The organism is Deinococcus sp., from assembly GCF_030523985.1.
Taxonomy (GTDB): Bacteria; Deinococcota; Deinococci; order Deinococcales; family Deinococcaceae; genus Deinococcus.
On record NZ_JAUNHK010000058.1, the window covers coordinates 1 to 17,354 of the forward strand.

Below are 17,354 nucleotides of genomic sequence, written 5' to 3' on the forward strand. Positions count from 1 at the left end.
GAAAGCATGAAGTACATGAACATTCTGGGCATGTACCGCTGGACGACCAATCACCGCCGGGGCGAGTGGTAAGCATGACCAGCGTGACTGTAAAGGACGCCAAGGGTCTGGAGCAGGCCATCCAGAACAAGGCGAGCGACATTCGTATTCAGGGCCGAATCACGGGCCTGTCCAGCATCAAACTGCCTGGAGGCACCACGCTGACGGGTGAGGCTGGCGCAGAACTGCACTTCAAGGAAGGCCAGCCGGGGCTGATGCTGAACGCCGACCACCGCGTCGCCAACCTGCGGATTGTGGCTGACGAAACGCAAGTGGCGTTGGGTCTGCTGGATGAGGAAAAAGCCCTCGGTACCCTGGACATCAGCGACGTTCGCACTGTGGGGCGCTTTCATCTGGAAGGCGCTCAGGCCCTCAGCGGCGACCTGAAGTTGAAAAACATTCATGTAGAGCGGGCCGACGCGCACATGATGGCCCACCGCCCCGCTGGATTTGGCGTGGAAGTGCTGCTGGGTGGCTTCAGCGTCTACAACGCGTCCAAGAACAGGGCCAGCCGGTGGACGCTGAGCGCCGAGAACATCAGCGGCGGCAGCAAAGAAAACCCCCTCAAGGGCAGCGGCGTGTTCGTGTTCGGCGGCTGGTACATTCCCTTAGACGTCGACCCCGCCGAAGCGCCCACGGCGGAAGGCGGGAGCATCGAACTGGTGCGCCTGACCACGGGCGAAATCCACGCACAGGGCCAGATTCCCCAGGGGATTTCCAACCTGATTGCGGGCGGCGTGTTTGTCGGCTCCGGCGTTCACGCGCGGGGGGTGGTGAATGAGGGCGCGGTGACCACCTACGGCCCCAACGACATGGTGCTGGACAACTGGGGCAAGGTGGACCGCTGGGAAGCTCGGGCAGCGGTCACGTCCCACGGCCCCAGCGGGATCGGCTTCGTGAACTTCGGTGCCATTGACCACCTGAGCGTGCAAGCCCCCCTGGAAACCCACGGCATCGGCGCACGCGGCTTCAACCTCTACGACGGCAGCCTGAAAGAAGCCGAATTCGAGAGCATCACCACCTAGGGCGACGGCGGCATCGGCGTGCAGCTTTCTAAGCCCTTCGGTCGCATCACGGTGCATGGTGATATCCGAACCAAGGGCGGGGAAGGCGAAAGCCTGGTACGCGGCAAAGTCACCAAGCTCAGAGCCAATGCACTGAGCCTGAAAGAGGGGACTGAGGGCGAAGCGTTTATCGTTAAGGGCAAGGTCAAGGCCGAGAATCCGGAAGTGGAAAGCTATGACTTTGAGGCTCCGGCCAGCGTGATTGAAAAGCTGGAAGTGGGCGGGGAGGCAGTCACGCAGCATTAACTCTGGCGAATTGAGTCATACGGCTTCGGAGAACAGTTTGGATACTCAAACTGTTTCTCCGAGCAGAGCGAACCGCGCAGGGCCGATAGAACCGCTTCGGAGGCCCGCTTTCAGCGCGGGGAGCGGAAGAAAAAACGGGGCTGGGCGGCGCGGACATGCCAAGCTGCGAAGCAGAGGGCATTCGCGCGCTTTTCCCCGATGTGCAGAGGAAAGCCCAGCCCCATATCAGGTGAGGGTGGGGCGTACTACGACTGGCTCTCCCTGACCACTTCGGCCCGGCCCCCCACCCACACGGCCTCGCCCGGCTGCGAGAACTGGGCGGTCAGAAGGCTGGGCTGCCCCGGCTGAAGCTGCGCGGCCCTCAGCACAAAGCTGTCTTCGGGCCACAGGCCCCGTTCGCCCAGCACTGCCACCAGACAGGCGCACATGTTGCTGCTGGCGGCGTCTTCCAGAAAGCCCTTGAGCGGCCCGAACGCCCGAAAACTCAGGTCGGCGCGGCCCAGTTCGGCAGGCGCGGCGCGGCAGTACAGCACCAGTCCAGTCGTATTAGTGGCTCGCCCAAGGGCGGAAATCCGCTCGGCGTCGGGTTGAAAATTCTGCAACCCATTCAGATCGTCCACTTCCAGCAGCAGGTTGGGGCGGCCTGTGCTGGCGCGGTGGGCGGCGCTCGGGTTTGATCCCAGCGGGTCGGGGAGGTCTAGCCGTTCGACAGCCTCTACCTGCGGGCTGCCCTGGTTGAGCAGCCACTCGCCGCCGCACCACTGGGCAGAGGTGACGGCTGCTCCAGTCTGGACTTCGACCAGGTCGCTCAGGCCACCCGCCGCTTGAAGCGAGGCCAGCGCCGCCACCGTCGCCGAGTCGCTTTCGCCCTTCTCGCGCTGGGGAGTAAAGGCGCGCAGACGCACCTCGGTCATAGACGCCTCTTCGATAAAGACGCTCAGGGGCGTGCCCGCTGCCGCTGCCTGGGCTTGTAGGTCGCCTGTCGCCTCGGCGAACACGCTGACCTGCTTGCCGCCCGCCACCTGGCGTGGAGAGAGGACGCGGTAACGGGTCGGCGTCATGCTTCGCTGTCCAGCGCCGTTTCCACTACGATTTCGCTGTTCAGCGAGGCCGCCACCGAGCAGTATTTCTCGTGGCTGAGGTGCGCGGCCTTCTCCAGCGCCTCGGCGGTGATGCCCTCGCCCGCCGCGATGTGGCGCACGGTGATGCGGACATACCGCTTGGGGTCGGTATCGGCCCGTTCCCCCTCGACCTCAATGCGGTAGCGGCTCAGGGGCGTGCGGCGCTTTTTCATGATTTCGACCACGTCGTAGGCGGTGCAGGTCGCCAGCGCCCCCAACAGGGCTTCCATGGGCGACACGCCGACCTTGACGGGGCTGTTGTCAATCAGAAGTTGGTGCCCGCTTTCGCTGACGCCGAGGTACCGCTGCTCACCGAGCCAGGTGACGTGGAGGGTCTTTTTGTTCGCACTCATGGAGTGAGGATAGCGGGAAGCCGCGCAACACAACCGGGTCGGAGAAGACAGGCGGCCCCCCACGTCACTCAGGCGAAGTCTTCGTCTCCCTCATCGTCGGGGAGGGGCAGGCGAACCCGGAAGGTCGCGCCGCCGCCGGGCGTGTCGAGCACGTCCAGCGCTCCGGCATGGGCCGTGACGACCTGCTGGGCGATGGTGAGGCCCAGGCCCGCCGACCCTGCCTCCTTGCCCCGGTAGAACTTGTCGAAAATGCGCGGTTTGATGTCGTCGGGCACGCCGGGGCCGTGGTCGATGACCAGCACTTCGACCTCGCCGGGCCGCTCGTGCAATTCCAGCCTCACCTTGTCGGGGCCGCCGCTCACGCGGATGCCGTTGCTGACCAGATTGGCGAAAACCTGGGTCAGCCGTCCGGGGTCACCCACGATTTCGCAGTCGGGCACGTCGGCCTGCACGCCGTAGTCGCGCCCGACCTGCCGCAGCACGTTGCCCAGATTGACGAAGTGCATTTCGATGCTCTTGACCAGTTCGCCGCGTGAAAGTTGCAGCAGGTCGTTGACCAGCCGCGTCATGTTTTCCGCGACCCGCTGGGCGTCTTGCAAGACCTGCGAGCCGCCCGTTTCCCGCTCGGCGCGCCGCAGGTAGCCCAGCAGCGCGGTCAGCGGGGTACGCAGTTCGTGGCTGGTTTCCGCCAGGAAGGTCTTTTGCAGGTTGAGGGCTTCTTCGAGTTGGCGGGCCTGCACGGCCAGACGCTGGTTTTGGCGCTCGGTGGTGCCGCGCAGCCGCTCGACTTCCTGCAACCTCGCCTGAAGACTGGCGTTGAGGTCACGCACTTCCTGTTCGGCCCGCTCCCGCGAGAGCCGGGCGTCGGCTTCGGCCAGGGCGCGCGTAATGGCGGGGGCCAGGCGCTCCAGGCGCTGCTTGAGGATGTAGTCGGTCACGCCCTGTCGCAGCGTATCCACCGCGACTTCTTCGCCCATCGCCCCGGTCACGATGATGAACGGCACGTTGGGGGAGCGGGCGTGCGCGGCGTGAAAGGCGCTCAGGCCGTCGTAACCGGGCAGGGCATAGTCGCTGAGAATGATGTCGGGGGCGGCTTCTTCCAGCGCCGCCAGAAAGCCCGCTTCATCCTCGACCCGCGTGACCTTCACTTCGCTGCCCAGGTCACCCTCAACCGTGATGCTAACCAGTTCGTGGTCGAGTTCGCTGTCCTCCAGATGCAGAATCCGCAGTGGCTTGGTCAAGGCAAATCCGGCGCTCACGAGTCTTTCTCCGGGTGCAGGGGCAGGCTGACCGTAAACGTCGCGCCCTCTCCAGGCACCGACGCTCCGCTGACCTGTCCGCCATGCCGCAAGACGATACGGCGCACGTTCGCCAGTCCGATTCCGATGCCGTCAAAATCCTCGGCGCGATGTAGACGTTGAAACACGCCGAACAGTTTATCGGTGTATTTGGGATCGAAGCCCACACCGTTGTCGCGCACCGAGACCTGCACCATACCGCCGCTGACCACGCCCGCCACCTCGACCTGCGCCACCTCGCGGGTGCGGCTGTACTTGATGGCGTTGGACAGCAGGTTCTGAAAGACCAGTTCGAGCAGTGCGGGGTCAGCCTGCACGGTGGGCAGCGCATGAAGTTCGAGGTGAACCTCGCGGCCCTGGCGGTCAGGTTCCAGCGTGTGCCAGACGCGCTCGACCAGTGGCCCGAGTTCGACGGGAACGGCCCGCAGCGGCTGTCGGCCCATGCGCGAAAATTCGAGCAGCGAGTCGATCAGCCCGCTCATGCGCCCCGCCGCCTCGGTCATGACGCCCAGATAGCGTTCGCCCTTGGGGGTGATGGTGCTCTGCATTTCCTTGCGCAGCAGGTCGCCAAAGCCCACGATATGCCGCAGCGGAGTCCGCAGGTCGTGGCTGACCGAATAGCTGAAGGCTTCGAGTTCACGGTTGGCTTCTTCGAGTTCCAGGGTGCGGCGCTGCACCCGTTCTTCCAGCGACTGGTTGAGCTGGCGCAGTTCCTGCTGGGCGTTGTCGGCCCGTTCACGCAGGGCGTCGGTTTCGAGCGCGGTGGTCAGGCGCGAGGCGAGTTCGGCAATCAGTTCGTGGTCGCGGTCGTGCAGCGGGTGGCGGTGGGCCAGACCCAGGACGCCGCGCAGGACACCGTCCGCCCCGATCAGCGGATACAGCACGCCCCCCGAGGCTTCGACAGCGTGCAGCAGCGGGTGTGCCATCAGATATTTCGGCTCTCTGGTCAGTGCGGCGTACTGGGCGAGCTGCTCGATCATCTGACTGATGTGCGGCAAGTCCCAATTGGGATTGTCGGCAGCAGCCACCAGCGGCTGCAGCTTTGGCAGCTCGGTGGGTACGGCGTCGGGGTCGATTTCGGCCTGCGCCTCCCACTCTTCGGGCATGGTGACCCACAACGACGCCGCTTCCATCAGCCGCGAGATAAGCAGGCGCAGCACCGCGTCGTACCTCTGGACAGACAGTCCTGACGAGGCTGCCGGGCGGGTCATCATCATCGCCTCGGTCACGTCCACCAGCAGCCGGGCCGCGTTCTCGGCATAGACGCTGTCGTCCACGTCGGTCATGGTGCCGACCCATTCCAGCACCTCACCGTCCGGCCCGCGTATCGGCAGGCCCCGCGTCACGAAGTTGCGGTACTCGCCGCTGTGGTGGCGCAGGCGGTGTTCGGCCTCGAACGGGTGGCCCCCCCGCAGCGCCGCTTCCCAGCGGGCCCGGTAGTCGTCACGGTCGTCGGGGTGCAGGGTGGGAAGCAGGGCGCGTCCGGCTTCGTCCCCGACATACTCTTCCCAGCGCTGGTTGAAATAGGTCGTCTGACCTTCCCGGTCGGCCAGCCAGACAATTTGCGGCATGCCTTCCACCACACCCCGGTAACGGGCCTCGCTGTTCTGGGCACTCTGCTCGGCCAGCAGACGGTCGTGAATGTCGGTGGCACTGGCGACCCATTCCACAGCCTGCCCCTCCTCGTCGAGCAGGGGCGCGACCCGCACTTCGAACCAGCGGAGTTGCGTTTCTTCCGTGTCTTCGGTCAGAACCCGGATGCGCACGGTGCAGTGGGCACTGCGCGACTCGATGTAGGCGCTTTGCCACATGTTCGCGTAGATTTCGCGGTCTTGCGGCTCCATCTGCTGAGGCACCTGAAGGTCACGCAGGCGCTGGTCGTACTGGGTGTTGACGTAGGTGACGTTGCCTGCCGGGTGACTGACCCACACCATGTGAGGAATGGCGTCCAGAATCGCCCGCGAGCGCCGTTCCTCGTCGCGCAGGGCCTGGTCGGCGCTCACCCGCTCGGACACGTCCCGGATGACCTCCAGGTGCCCCAGCAGTTCCCCGTGCGCGTCCTTGACCTCGTTGCGCTGCGCCTCGCCGTAAAAGCGGCTGCCGTCGCTGCGCTGGTAGGGCGTGGTGAGCGCCTGGAAAATGCTGCGGTCGTCCAGGCGGCGGTCCAGATGCAGCAGGGTCAGCGGATGACCGACCAGTTCGCTCATGGGCGTGCGGAACTGCTCGGTCATGGCGCGGTTGACCAGCCGCACCCGGCCCTGCTCGTCGGTAAAGGCCGCCGCGTCCTGCATGGCCTGAAAGATGGCTTCGAATTCGGCCCTGGCCCGTTGCTGGCGCTGCTGCAAGGTGGTCAGGTCGTGGTTGGCGGCCTCGGCAAATTCGAGGGCCTGGGTCTGACGGCGCAGCAGGTCGAAGGCCACGCCCGAGGCGAGGAAGCCCAGCAGCGCAATTAGGGGCGAAAGCCAGTTGAGCGGCTCGCTGGCGAAGCTGCGCGGCGGGGCGTAAGTGACCTGCCAGGTTTGCCCGGCGAGTTGCATGGGCTTTTGCAACTTGCCGTTGGCGAGGGGCGCGCCGTCTCCGAGGGGCTGCCCGCCCAGCGTGATTCGCGAAGCGAGCAGGTCACGCCCGTAGCTGGCGTCAAGCGACTTGATGAACGACTGCGCCTCGATGGCGAGGTAGATGAAGCCCTCAAGTGTTCCGGCTTCCAGCGTGGACACCACCGGGCCAGCCGAGCGACGGACCGGCAGGAACACCAGAAAACCCCTTTTCGGCTGCCCGCTGGCGTCTTTCTGGACCAGGGGGACGGGGTCGGTGATCCGCAGGTCGCCGTGAAGCCGCGCCGACTCGATGGCCTGACGGCGGTGAGACTCGCTGTACATGTCGAAGCCCAGGGCCTTGACGTTGGTCTCGTTGGGGGGCGCGATGAACTGAATCACGGCCCGGTAAGGCTGCTCGGTGCTCACCGGATAGGTGTTGACCGGCTGCGAAGCACTCGTGACGCTCAGTGAGGGCAGCGCCTGCTTTTCACCCCAGCGGACGAAGCCCAGCGCCTGCACGTCCGGATAGCGCGTTTCGAGTTCCAGGCCGGAGGTAAAGGCCCGGAAAGTGGCAGGGGTGGGGGGCACCGATTGCGACACCCAGAAGGCGCGGCTGGCCTGAAGCAGGTGGCCGAAGGTCTGAATGCGGCCCGTGAGTGCCGAGGTGTGGGCCGAAATTTCACGGTTGAAGCGGGCCTGCTGCTGCCCGTAAATCAGCCGGGAGACCAGGGCCGCCGCCACCAGCGAAAACGACAGCACCACGCCGAGAACCAGCAGGGGAAACCAGGGCCGCCAGGGGCGCATGACGTCGGAGAGCTTCTGTCCAGGGTGGCTGGGCTGGGGAGGAGCAGGTGGGGTCACAGGGCCGTGTCTCCCTGCGCCGCCCCTGCAAAGACTCCAGCGGGAACGTCTACCCCCGTCCAGGCCAGGAAGGCCAGCCGTGCCTGATGGGCCAGCATGCCCAGCCCGTTTTCGGCCCGTCGTCCGGCAGCGCGGGCCTCACGCATCAGCCGGGTTTCGGTGGGGCGGTAGACCATGTCGTAGACCCCGGCCTGGGGAGGCAGCCGCCCGAAATCGAAGTCCGGCAGCGGCGACTGCTCGGGGGCGTCCAGTCCGGCGCTGCTGCTGTTGATGACCAGGCCGACCTTCTCCCAGGGCACCTCATCCACCCCGGCGGCCTGTACCCGGAGACGGGCATCGGGGAGAGGCCACTGGCGGGCGAGGTTCTCGGCCCGTTCCCGCGTGCGGTTCACGATGTACACGTCGCGCTTCAGGCTGACCAGGGCCGTGTACACCGCCGCCCGCGCCGCGCCGCCCGCACCGAGGACCACCACTGGCCCCCCGTGTCCCAGCAGGTTGGCGTCGGCCAGGGCCGCCAGCAGGCCGGGGGCGTCACTGTTGTCGCCGAGCAGGTGGCCCTGGGTGTGAACCACCGTATTCACCGCACCGATACGGCGGGCCGCGTCGGTCAGGTCGTCCAGCAGTGGCAAGGCAGCTTCCTTGTGGGGCAGGCTCAGGTTGACGCCCATCAGGTCGGAATGCCGCAGGGCGGCCAGCCGCTCGGGCAGTTCGCTGGCCCTCACCCGCAGGGCAACGTAATCGCCGGGTAGTCCGGCCCAGGCAAAAGCCGCCCGGTGCATTCGCGGCGACAGCGAGTGGGCAGCGGGGTCGGCGTACAGCGCGGCCTGTCTGGTGGGGGCCGGGTCTGGCGAAGGCGTGAGAGCGGGCACGGTCACTCCTCCAGTCTAGGGCCTGATTCCAGCGGGCCGCCCTTCACGAGCAGCCGCAATAAGCAGGACAAAGCCTTTCCTAATAGAGCCTCATCCTTTTATGAGAGCGGAGGCGTAAGATCCTTCTCATGTTTGAACGCGATGAACACCACTTTCCCCTGAAGCGTCTGCTCGTTCTCGGTGCCCTGGTCGGTGCAGGAGCCTACTACCTGAGCCGTGAGCAAAACCGTAAGGCTCTGGATGCCAAACTTGCCGAACTGGGCCTCAAGGACGCCGCCCAGGACGTGGGCAGCAGCGTGACCAAGGGCTGGGAGAAGACCAAGGACGCCGCCCAGAACGCTGGCGCCGTCGTGGCTGACAAGGCCGCCGACCTCAAGGAAGACGCCGCCAAGCTGCTCGACCAGGCCAAGGACAAGGCCAGCGACCTCGCTGACGCCGCCAAGGACAAGGCCCAGGATCTGCAAAAAGACGCTGCCAAGGTTGCCGACGACGTCAAAGACAAGGCCCAGGATGTCGCTCAGGACGTGAAGGCTGGGGCGTCCAAGGCTGCCGACGCTGCCCAGGACAAAGCCGCCGATCTGAAGCAGGATGCCGCCAAGGCCGTGGACGCCGCCAAGGACAAAGCAGCGGATGTCAAGCAAGACGCCGCCAAAGCAGTGGATGCCGCCAAAGACAAGGCCCAAGACGTTGCTCAGGACGTGAAGGCGGGCGCAGCCAAGGCCGCCGACGCCGCGCAGGACAAGGCCGCTGAAGTCAAGCAGGACGCCGCCAAGGCTGTGGACAAGGCCCAGGACAAGGCGCAGCAGACCAAGGAAGAAGTCGATGCCAAGGCCAAGAGCTGGGCGTTCGACCTGCGCACGGGCGCCGACACCACCAAGCAGGACACCCAGGACGGCAAGAAGAAGCTCTGAGCGGCCTCTGTGTGAGAAAGGTCCCTCCTGCTTGGTCAGGGGGGATTTTCATTTGCGGGCGCGTGCCCACTTCCCCTGTTGTACGTTCATTCTCTGGAGCCTGTCATGACCTACACCCCGCATGAACTCGAAACGTATCTCTCGGCGCTGGTGCGCGGAGAGCTGAAAATTGCCACCATGATCTGGGGGCCGCCCGGCGTGGGCAAAAGCAGCGTGGTGGCGCAGATTGCCGCCGCGCACGGCCTGGACTTTGTAGACGTGCGCCTCTCGCAACTGGCCCCCACCGACCTGCGCGGCCTGCCCGTCCCCGAAGCCGACGGCCAGGGCAGCGGCGTGAGCAAGTGGTATCCGCCCGAATTTTTGCCACGCAGCGGCCAGGGCATCCTCTTTTTGGATGAGGTGAACATGGCCCCGCCCACCATGCAAGGCATGGCGCAGCAACTCATCCTGGATCGTAAGGTTGGCAGCTACGAACTGCCCGACGGCTGGTTCGTGTGGGCGGCAGGCAACCGCAAGGAAGACCGCGCCAGCGTGTTCGACATGCCCGCGCCGCTGGCGAACCGCTTTCTGCACCTGACCGTGCGCCCCGACTTCGATTCGTGGCGAGGGTATGCGCTGGGGCGAGGACTGCACGAGCACGTCATCGCCTTCCTGACCTTCCGGCCCGAACTGCTGCACCGCCTGGACACCACGCAACCCGCCTGGCCCAGCCCCCGCGCCTGGGAAATGGCCTCGCAGCTTCACCGCGCCGGGCTGGACACCTCGCCCGCCATTGGGGAGGCCGCCGGGGCCGAGTTCAGCGCCTTCGTGCGCCTGTTCGAGCAACTGCCCGACCTGGGCGACGTGCTGAGCGGCCACGGCACGGGCCTCAAGCTGCCCGATGAACCCAGCGTGCGCTACGCGGCGGTGGTAGGGCTGGCCGCCCGTGCTGCGAACGCCGACGAGGCATACCACGCCTTCCAGTGGCTCGGCGAAACCGCTGGCCCCGAGTGGCTGCAACTGTATGTCGCCACGCTGGTGAGCAAATTCCAGGCCATCGGGCAACTGGGTGAACTGGCCGGGCTGCTGGCCCGCGACCCCAGGCTGGCCGAGCTGGTACAGGGGACGCTGGCGCTGTCGGAGGGGGCGTGAATGTTGATGGTAAATGGTTGACGGTTGATGGTCGACTCTTTTTTCCATCAACCATCAACCATCAACCGTCTACGGGAGGCGCATGACCCCCCCCGTCACCCCCGAATTCCAGCGCCTCATCTCCGGCTCGCGGTTGCGGCTGCGCGGCAAGTCGGCGTTTTTTGCCACGCTGCTGCTGCACGCCGAATTCGTGCCCTCGCGGGAAGTGGTGGGCGCAGGTACGGACGGTGAACGGGTGTATGTGAACCCCGAAGTTGCCGCCAGCCTGCCATCGGACGTACTGGACAGCCTGCTGCTGCATCAGGTCTTGCACGCGGCCCTCTCGCACGTGGAGCGGCGCGGGCCACGCGAGAAAAAGCGCTGGAACAAGGCCGCCGACCTGATCGTGAACGGCATGGTGGCTTCGGCGGGCTTGCCCACGCCGCCGAGCTTCAACCGCGACGAACATCTGGAACGCCTGAGCGTGGAAGAGGTCTACACCGCCATAGACGGACAGGCGGACGACGGCGACAGCGACGAGGGTGACGACCTGCTGGACGGCCCGCCCAGCGACGCGCCGCCCAAGCAGGGCAAAAATGGCCGTGACGTGGCCCGCGAGTGGCAGCAGGCGCTGGCCCAGGCCCGCAGCGTGGACGCCATGAGCGGCGGTCAGGGCCACGACCCCCTAGGCGCACACCGCGAACTGCAGCGGCTGGCCCCGGCCCGGCTGGACTGGCGGGCGCAGCTCTGGCGCTTTCTGGCACGCACGCCAGTGGATTTTGGCGGCTTTGACCGCCGTTTCGTGGGGCGCGGCCTGTACCTCGAAGCCCTGGACGATGAATCGCTGACCGCGCTGGTGGCCGTGGATACCTCCGGCAGCGTGGACGACGACGCGGTGAGGGCGCTGGTAGGCGAGGTGCAGGGCGTGCTGGGCGCGTACCCGCATGTCAAGGCCGTGCTGTACTACGCCGACACCGAAGCCTACGGCCCCTTTGAACTGCGCCCCGGCGACGCCATTCCCGACCCGCAGGGCGGCGGCGGCACCGACTTCCGCCCCATTTTCGAGCTGCTGGACAAGCACGAGCCGGACGTGCTGATCTACCTCACCGACGGCTACGGCGACTTTCCCGAGCAGGCCCCCAAGGTCTCGACGCTGTGGGTGGTGCCGCCCGGTGGCCTGGAAGACGAGGGCTTCCCGTTCGGAGATGTGCTGCGGCTGGAGGAGGAGTCTAGATAAACGGGTTGGGGGGCGGCAGATGAAGCCGCTCCCTGCCTTACGCTTCGTGCGCTGTTTTCATAGCTGCTGGACGGTAAGCAGCGGCTGAGCTTAGGCAGATTTGCTTTGCCCGCCCGCCTCAGTACTGCGCCCGCACCTTGGTCTTGTTGCCTGCGGCGTCGAAGGCTTCAAGGTCGGCGTAGATGCCCGTGGTTTCGGCGTAGAACTCGACCCTTTGTCCCGGCGAGATGTTGAGGCGGTTGCCGTCGATCAGAATCTGAGTCACGCGGTTGTTGTCGGTGGCGACCCCGGCCACGCGGATAAGGTTGCGCGAGCGGGTAAAGGACGTGACCTTGAGCTGCGGCGGCGTGGCGTCCACGATGACATTGACCGTCAGGACGCCCGTGTGCCCGGCCACGTCGGTCGCCTTGATGGTGTACTGCGCCTTGCCGGTCTTGGCCTGGGGCTGAAACTTGAAGTTCGCGATTTTGGAACTGCCTTCGATCTGAACGGGTTGGCCGTCCACCGTGATTTGCTGCACGCCCACGTCGTCCAGCACGTAGCCGCGCACGGCGGCCTGGGCACTCTGCGCCACCGTGCCGCCCTCGGAGCCGCCCACCACGATGCGGGGCGTGAAGTTGTCGGTGGTGCGGGCGCAACCGCTCAGGAGACTCCCGGTCAGGCACAGGGTCAGGAGGGTGGGGGCAGGGGCGGCGCGGAACATGAAGCGCAGTATAAAGCGTCTGCAAAGTCGGGTTCCGCCGTCGTCCCAGAAGTCGGTGCGGCTGCCCTAAACTGTCGGGCATGGGATTTCTTCTTCGCCTGCTGGTCAATGCCCTGGCCCTCTATCTGCTGGCCCAGGTCTACAACGGAGTGACGTTCGCGCCCGGCACCGATGTCGTGAGCGTGGTGGTGGCGGCCCTGGTCATGGGTATCGTCAACGCCCTGATTCGCCCGGTGCTGCTGCTGCTCTCGCTGCCCATCAACGTGCTGACGCTGGGCCTGTTCACCCTGGTCGTCAACGCGGCGGTGCTGTGGCTGGTCGCCCAGCTGACTGCCCTTGATGTGACCGGGTTCGGCGCGGCCTTTATCGGGGCCATCGTGCTTTCGGTGATTTCGTGGCTGCTCGACACCGCCGTGTCGGCCCTGGGACTGGATGGCCGCCGTGCCTGAAGTGCAGGTGCTGACCACACCCGGGGAGGTGCGGGCGGCGCTGGTCGGCAGGGGCCGGGTGGGGCTGGTGCCCACAATGGGCTACCTGCACGAGGGGCACGCCACGCTGATTCGCCGCGCCCGTGCCGAGTGCGACGTGGTGGTGGTCAGCGTGTTCGTCAACCCGATGCAGTTCGGCCCCACCGAAGACCTCGCCAAGTATCCGCGTGACCTGGAGCGTGACCTGGGTGTGGCGGGCGCGGCGGGAGCCGATTTTGTCTTTCACCCCGATGCGAGCGCGATGTATCCCGCCGGATTCAGTACCCGCGTGGAGGTCAGCGGGGTCAGCGAACCCCTCGACGGTGCGGCGCGGCCCGGACATTTCACCGGCGTGGCGACGGTGGTGCTCAAGCTGCTGAACGTGGTGCAGCCGGAGCGGGCCTACTTCGGGGAAAAGGACTGGCAGCAACTCGCCGTCATTCGGCGGCTGGTGGCCGACCTGAACGTCCCTGTGCAGGTCGTGGGTGTGCCGACGGTGCGCGCCGAAGAAGGAGCAGCGGGCCTGGCCCTGAGCAGCCGCAACACCTACCTGTCGGACGAGCAGCGGGAGCGGGCCACGGTGCTGTCGCGGGCGCTGCGGGCGGTGCAGGCGGCTTACGCGGACGGAGAGCGCCGGACGGCGGCACTGAGGCAGGCCGGACTGGACGTGCTGGCCCAGGAACCGGAACTGGAACTCGGCTATCTGGCCGTGGTCGGCCCCGACCTGCTGGAACCGGAAACCCTGAGCGAGCATCCCCTCAACCGCGTGCTGGTGGCGGCGCGGCTGTTTGGCGTGCGCCTGATCGACAACATGCCGCTCGACATAGTGTCCGGAGAACAGACCCCATGACCCTGGATACGCTGCTGCGCGAGTTGGTGGGCCACCGTGCGTCGGACATTCACCTTCAGGCGGGCAGCCCGCCGATGGGCCGGGTGGACGGCAAGCTCGTGCCCTTCGGCACCGAGGGCCTGACCCCCGCCGATACGCTGGCGCTGGCCCAGCAGGTGCTGAGTCCTGAGCAACTCGAGGATTTCGAGTACCAGCACGAACTGGACGTGGCCTACAGCGTGCCGGGCCTGGGCCGTTTCCGCTGCAACGTGTTCCGGCAACGCGGCGCGGTGGGGCTGGTGCTGCGGGTGGTCAGCGACACGATTCCCGGCTTCGAGGCGCTGGGCCTGCCGCGTGACGTGATGGAGCAGTTTGCCGCCCTGCCACGCGGTCTGGTGCTGGTCACCGGGCCGACCGGCAGCGGCAAGAGCACCAGCGTGGCGAGCCTAATTGACTACCTCAACCGCACCTACTCCTACAACATCCTGACCATCGAAGACCCCATCGAGATTCTGCACCGCAACCGCCGCAGTCTGGTGGTGCAGCGCGAGGTGGGCCACGACACCCGCAACTTCGCCACCGCCCTCAAGCACGCCATGCGCCAGGATCCGGACGTGATCGTGGTGGGCGAAATGCGCGACCAGGAAACGGTGGAGGCGGCGCTGTCGGCGGCCCAGACCGGGCATCTGGTCATCAGCACCCTGCACACCCAGGACGCGGTCAGAACCGTCAACCGCATCGTGGATTTCTTCGCGCCGCACGAGCGCGAGCAGGTGCGTCACCAGTTGGCCGGATGTCTGGGCGGCATCGTGAGTCAGCGGCTGCTGCTGCGTGCCGACGGCGTGGGCCGGGTGCTGGCGACCGAGGTGCTGGTGGGCACGCCCCTGGTCCAGGAATACATCAAGGACGAGGAACGCACCCCCCTCATCAAGGACGCCCTGATGGAAGACGACATTCGCGGGATGCACACCTTCGACCAGCATCTGGCCGAGCTGTACCGCGCCGAGGTCATCACGCTCGAAAGTGCGCTGGCGGCGGCCACCAGTCCCCACGAACTGCGGCTGATGCTGACCCAGACCCAGCGTCACTGAGATCTGGGGTCAGGGTTCAGTATCCGTAGAGGTGAGCCTTTCTCGCCCGCTTGCCTTATACTCTGTCGTTATGACCCAGGAAGCTGTACGTATGACCCGTCAGGGCAAGGAACGACTCGAAGAGCAGTTGCAGTACCTCAAGACCACCCGCCGCGAGCAGATCAGCGAGTACATGGGCAAGGCCATTGAGGACGGCGACTTGCGTGAAAGTGCGGCCTACGACGAGGCCCGGATGCAGCAGAGCGAGAACGAGGCCAAGATTGCCGAAATCGAGGCGCAGCTTGAACGCGCCCAGATCATGAATGACGACGAAATCGACACCAGCGCCGTGGGAGTGGGAGCGACGGTGGTGGTCGAGGACGCGGGCGGCAAGCAGCGCACCCTGGAAATCGTGGGCAGCTTCGAGGTGGATGTCCTCAAGGGCAAAATCAGCGACACCAGCCCGATGGGCCAGGCCCTGCTTGGCAAACAGGCCGGAGAGCAGGCCGTCTGGGCTGGCCCCAAGGGAGACGTGACCTTCAAGGTCATCAGCGTCGAATACCGCTGAGATGTAACGAATTCGGGCAGGTGGCACCCGTCCATCTGCTCGCTTTGTTCGCCTAAGAATTGAAAATCTATTTCACCTGCTAAAATAGGCGGGTGCCGTCTCCTACCGTTTTTCCTGTAGTCATGTCTATGTGGGGGAAAAAGCATGGCTGAGAAACCCGTGTCGCCGGACGCCGCAGCACCCAGGCACAAGACCGGACGCAGCCGCAGCGCCGAAGCGGGCAGTGTCAGGACGCTGGAGCGCGGGCTGCTGGTGCTGTCGTCGCTGGCGGAACTGGGCGAAGGCACGCTGACCGAGGTGGCGCGGCGGGCCGGACTCTCGGCCAGCACGACCTACCGCCTGCTCGAAACCTTGCGGCAACAGGGCTATGCCGAGTGGGAGGAGCGCAGTGGCCTGTTCCGCGTCGGGCTGCGGGCCTATCAGGTCGGAGCGGCTTTCAGTGCACGCAACTCGCTGCTGGGTGCGGCCCAACTGGAAGTGCCGGGGCTGGTGGCGACCCTGAACGAGACGGTCAACCTGGCCGCCTTGCGGGGGCGTCAGGCGGTGTACGTCTATCAGGCCGAGGCCAGTCAACTCATGCGGATGTTTACGCAGGTCGGGGCTGTCGCTCCTTTGCACTGTTCGGGCGTGGGCAAAGTGCTGATGGCGTGGCGACCCGAGGAGGAGGTGAGGGCTTACCTAGGCGAGGGGCCTTTTCCAGCCTATACTCCCCACTCGCTGACGACCCTTCCGGCCTATCTGGAAGAACTGGCCCGCGTACGCCAGCAGGACTATGCCCTTGACGACGAGGAACGCGAACTGGGCGTGCGCTGCGTGGCAGTCCCGGTGCAGGACGCAGGGGGAGCGGTGGTCGCCGCCATCAGTGTTTCGGCCCCCGCCGCTCGGTTGCCCGCAGAGGCGGTGCCCGACCTCGCTCGGCGGGTGCAGGAAGTTGCCGCACGCATCTCGGCCCGGTTGGGAAGATAGGCCTGGATCAAAAGCTTTCTGAACCGGTAGGACATTCATCTGACCCGCCCGTCAGGAAAACGTGAGTTTTTACATTTATTCTGCCCGTCATGTCTGACCACCTGTCTAGGTCGAAATTTTCACCGGAGTCTGTGGAAGTGCCTCCGACGGTCACCCTGGTCAGGATGGCCCACCGCGCAGTGGCCGAGGCGCTCTCGGGTGAAAAGCCGCTCCACCTGTCCCCCGACTTCGTGCTGGCCTGGCTGAGCAGGCACGGCTATGTCGTGGAAGTGCTGAACAACGACGGCTCACTGGGCTATGAACTCACGGCACGCGGCAAACAGGCCATGACGCTGGCTCAGCCCTGACGGGAGAGAGAAAGGTCATGGCCGTCTTGGTGCAAACGAAAGGGGAGACACCGTAAAAAGTCGTGTCTCCCTCTTTCTAATCTTTCGGTTTACACTGCGCCCTTCTCACTTGCGGCGACTGCTGTGGTCTCCCTCGGCGAATTCTTCCACGATCTTCTTGTTGAAAGCCGGGAGGTCGTCGGGGTTGCGGCTGGTGACCACGCCCTTGTCGGTCACGCATTCTTCGTCCACCCACTCGGCCCCGGCCAGGGTCAGTTCGTGGCGCAGGCTGGGCCAGGAGGTCATTTTCAGCCCCGCAGCGATGCCCGTTTCACTCAGGCTCCAGGGGCCGTGGCAGATGGCGGCGATGGGCTTGCCGCTGTCGTACATGTCGCGCACGAACTGCATGGCCGCCTTGTCGGTTCGCAGGGTGTCGGGGTTGACGGTGCCGCCCGGCAGCAGCAGACCGTCGTAGTCGCTCGCCTTCACGTCGGCCACCACGCGGTCTACCTTGTACTTGGCCTGCGGCTCGATGTCGCCCTTCATAGACTGGATTTCGCCGGCTTCCAGGCTGACGAGTTCAGTGCGGCCTCCAGCGGCTTCAATGGCCTCGCGGGGGCTGGTCAGTTCGATTTCCTCAACGCCCTTGGCGGCCAGGATGGCGATGGTTTTTCCGGCAAGCGATTTGGTCATGGGTTCAGGTTGCCCCTTCCACATGACAGCGGGCCTGAAAGAGGGCTGAACTGACCTTCAGACTTCCGAGGAGGGGGCAAAAAAAC

Annotated in this window: 18 protein-coding genes; 11 read left to right on the top strand and 7 right to left on the bottom strand. The window is 65.6% G+C overall.

What is annotated here, in order from left to right:
• Positions 1–83: 83 nt before the first annotated feature.
• Positions 84–1,064 carry a hypothetical protein gene (locus Q4C89_RS09495; RefSeq protein ID WP_303102367.1) on the top strand — a complete coding sequence of 327 codons (981 nt, stop codon included), beginning with the start codon at positions 84–86 and terminating at the stop codon, positions 1,062–1,064.
• Between the two features lie 18 nt (positions 1,065–1,082).
• The gene (locus tag Q4C89_RS09500; protein WP_303102368.1) at positions 1,083–1,349 is read left to right on the top strand and encodes a hypothetical protein; all 267 of its coding nucleotides are present in this window, start codon (positions 1,083–1,085) and stop codon (positions 1,347–1,349) included.
• Positions 1,350–1,594: 245 nt separating this feature from the next.
• Here Q4C89_RS09500 and Q4C89_RS09505 read toward each other — a convergent pair whose 3' ends face one another.
• From Q4C89_RS09505 to aroE, 5 genes are all read right to left on the bottom strand, one after another.
• Positions 1,595–2,410, bottom strand: coding sequence for a PhzF family phenazine biosynthesis protein (locus tag Q4C89_RS09505; RefSeq protein WP_303102369.1), 816 nt, complete (start codon positions 2,408–2,410; stop codon positions 1,595–1,597).
• A complete protein-coding gene (locus tag Q4C89_RS09510) occupies positions 2,407–2,823 on the bottom strand; it encodes an OsmC family protein (RefSeq protein ID WP_303102370.1) in 417 nt (138 codons plus the stop codon). The genes Q4C89_RS09505 and Q4C89_RS09510 overlap by 4 nt, the downstream gene beginning before the upstream one ends.
• 68 nt (positions 2,824–2,891) lie before the next feature.
• Positions 2,892–4,082, bottom strand: a complete 1,191-nt coding sequence (locus Q4C89_RS09515; protein WP_303102371.1) for an ATP-binding protein — start codon at positions 4,080–4,082, stop codon at positions 2,892–2,894.
• Positions 4,079–7,519, bottom strand: a complete 3,441-nt coding sequence (locus tag Q4C89_RS09520; RefSeq protein ID WP_368493230.1) for a PAS domain S-box protein — start codon at positions 7,517–7,519, stop codon at positions 4,079–4,081. The genes Q4C89_RS09515 and Q4C89_RS09520 overlap by 4 nt, the downstream gene beginning before the upstream one ends.
• Positions 7,516–8,394 carry a shikimate dehydrogenase gene (gene aroE / locus Q4C89_RS09525; protein WP_303102372.1) on the bottom strand — a complete coding sequence of 293 codons (879 nt, stop codon included), beginning with the start codon at positions 8,392–8,394 and terminating at the stop codon, positions 7,516–7,518. The genes Q4C89_RS09520 and aroE overlap by 4 nt, the downstream gene beginning before the upstream one ends.
• 122 nt (positions 8,395–8,516) lie before the next feature.
• Between aroE and Q4C89_RS09530 the strand changes: the two genes are divergently transcribed.
• From Q4C89_RS09530 to Q4C89_RS09540, 3 genes are all read left to right on the top strand, one after another.
• Positions 8,517–9,299 (top strand): hypothetical protein, encoded by a 783-nt coding sequence (locus Q4C89_RS09530; RefSeq protein WP_303102373.1) that lies wholly within the window; start codon positions 8,517–8,519, stop codon positions 9,297–9,299.
• 105 nt (positions 9,300–9,404) lie between these two features.
• Positions 9,405–10,430, top strand: a complete 1,026-nt coding sequence (locus Q4C89_RS09535) for an ATP-binding protein (protein ID WP_303102374.1) — start codon at positions 9,405–9,407, stop codon at positions 10,428–10,430.
• Between the two features lie 82 nt (positions 10,431–10,512).
• Positions 10,513–11,646 (top strand): VWA-like domain-containing protein, encoded by a 1,134-nt coding sequence (locus tag Q4C89_RS09540; protein ID WP_303102375.1) that lies wholly within the window; start codon positions 10,513–10,515, stop codon positions 11,644–11,646.
• A 118-nt stretch (positions 11,647–11,764) separates the two neighbouring features.
• On the opposite strand, the gene Q4C89_RS09545 is transcribed toward Q4C89_RS09540, so the two are convergent.
• Positions 11,765–12,349, bottom strand: coding sequence for a hypothetical protein (locus Q4C89_RS09545; RefSeq protein WP_303102376.1), 585 nt, complete (start codon positions 12,347–12,349; stop codon positions 11,765–11,767).
• Positions 12,350–12,429: 80 nt separating this feature from the next.
• Between Q4C89_RS09545 and Q4C89_RS09550 the strand changes: the two genes are divergently transcribed.
• From Q4C89_RS09550 to Q4C89_RS09575, 6 genes are all read left to right on the top strand, one after another.
• On the top strand, positions 12,430–12,798 hold the full coding sequence (locus Q4C89_RS09550) for a phage holin family protein (RefSeq protein ID WP_303102377.1): 369 nt from the start codon (positions 12,430–12,432) through the stop codon (positions 12,796–12,798).
• Complete coding sequence (panC, locus tag Q4C89_RS09555; RefSeq protein ID WP_303102378.1) at positions 12,782–13,666, top strand: pantoate--beta-alanine ligase; 885 nt, start codon at positions 12,782–12,784, stop codon at positions 13,664–13,666. The genes Q4C89_RS09550 and panC overlap by 17 nt, the downstream gene beginning before the upstream one ends.
• Positions 13,663–14,736 (top strand): type IV pilus twitching motility protein PilT, encoded by a 1,074-nt coding sequence (locus tag Q4C89_RS09560; RefSeq protein ID WP_303102379.1) that lies wholly within the window; start codon positions 13,663–13,665, stop codon positions 14,734–14,736. Before panC ends, Q4C89_RS09560 begins: the two co-directional genes overlap by 4 nt.
• A gap of 70 nt (positions 14,737–14,806) precedes the next feature.
• Positions 14,807–15,283 (top strand): transcription elongation factor GreA, encoded by a 477-nt coding sequence (greA, locus tag Q4C89_RS09565; protein ID WP_303102380.1) that lies wholly within the window; start codon positions 14,807–14,809, stop codon positions 15,281–15,283.
• Positions 15,284–15,427: 144 nt separating this feature from the next.
• Positions 15,428–16,249, top strand: coding sequence for an IclR family transcriptional regulator (locus Q4C89_RS09570; RefSeq protein ID WP_303102381.1), 822 nt, complete (start codon positions 15,428–15,430; stop codon positions 16,247–16,249).
• A gap of 131 nt (positions 16,250–16,380) precedes the next feature.
• Positions 16,381–16,596, top strand: coding sequence for a hypothetical protein (locus Q4C89_RS09575; RefSeq protein ID WP_303102382.1), 216 nt, complete (start codon positions 16,381–16,383; stop codon positions 16,594–16,596).
• A gap of 105 nt (positions 16,597–16,701) precedes the next feature.
• On the opposite strand, the gene Q4C89_RS09580 is transcribed toward Q4C89_RS09575, so the two are convergent.
• The gene (locus Q4C89_RS09580) at positions 16,702–17,268 is read right to left on the bottom strand and encodes a type 1 glutamine amidotransferase domain-containing protein (RefSeq protein ID WP_303102383.1); all 567 of its coding nucleotides are present in this window, start codon (positions 17,266–17,268) and stop codon (positions 16,702–16,704) included.
• Positions 17,269–17,354 lie beyond the last annotated feature (86 nt).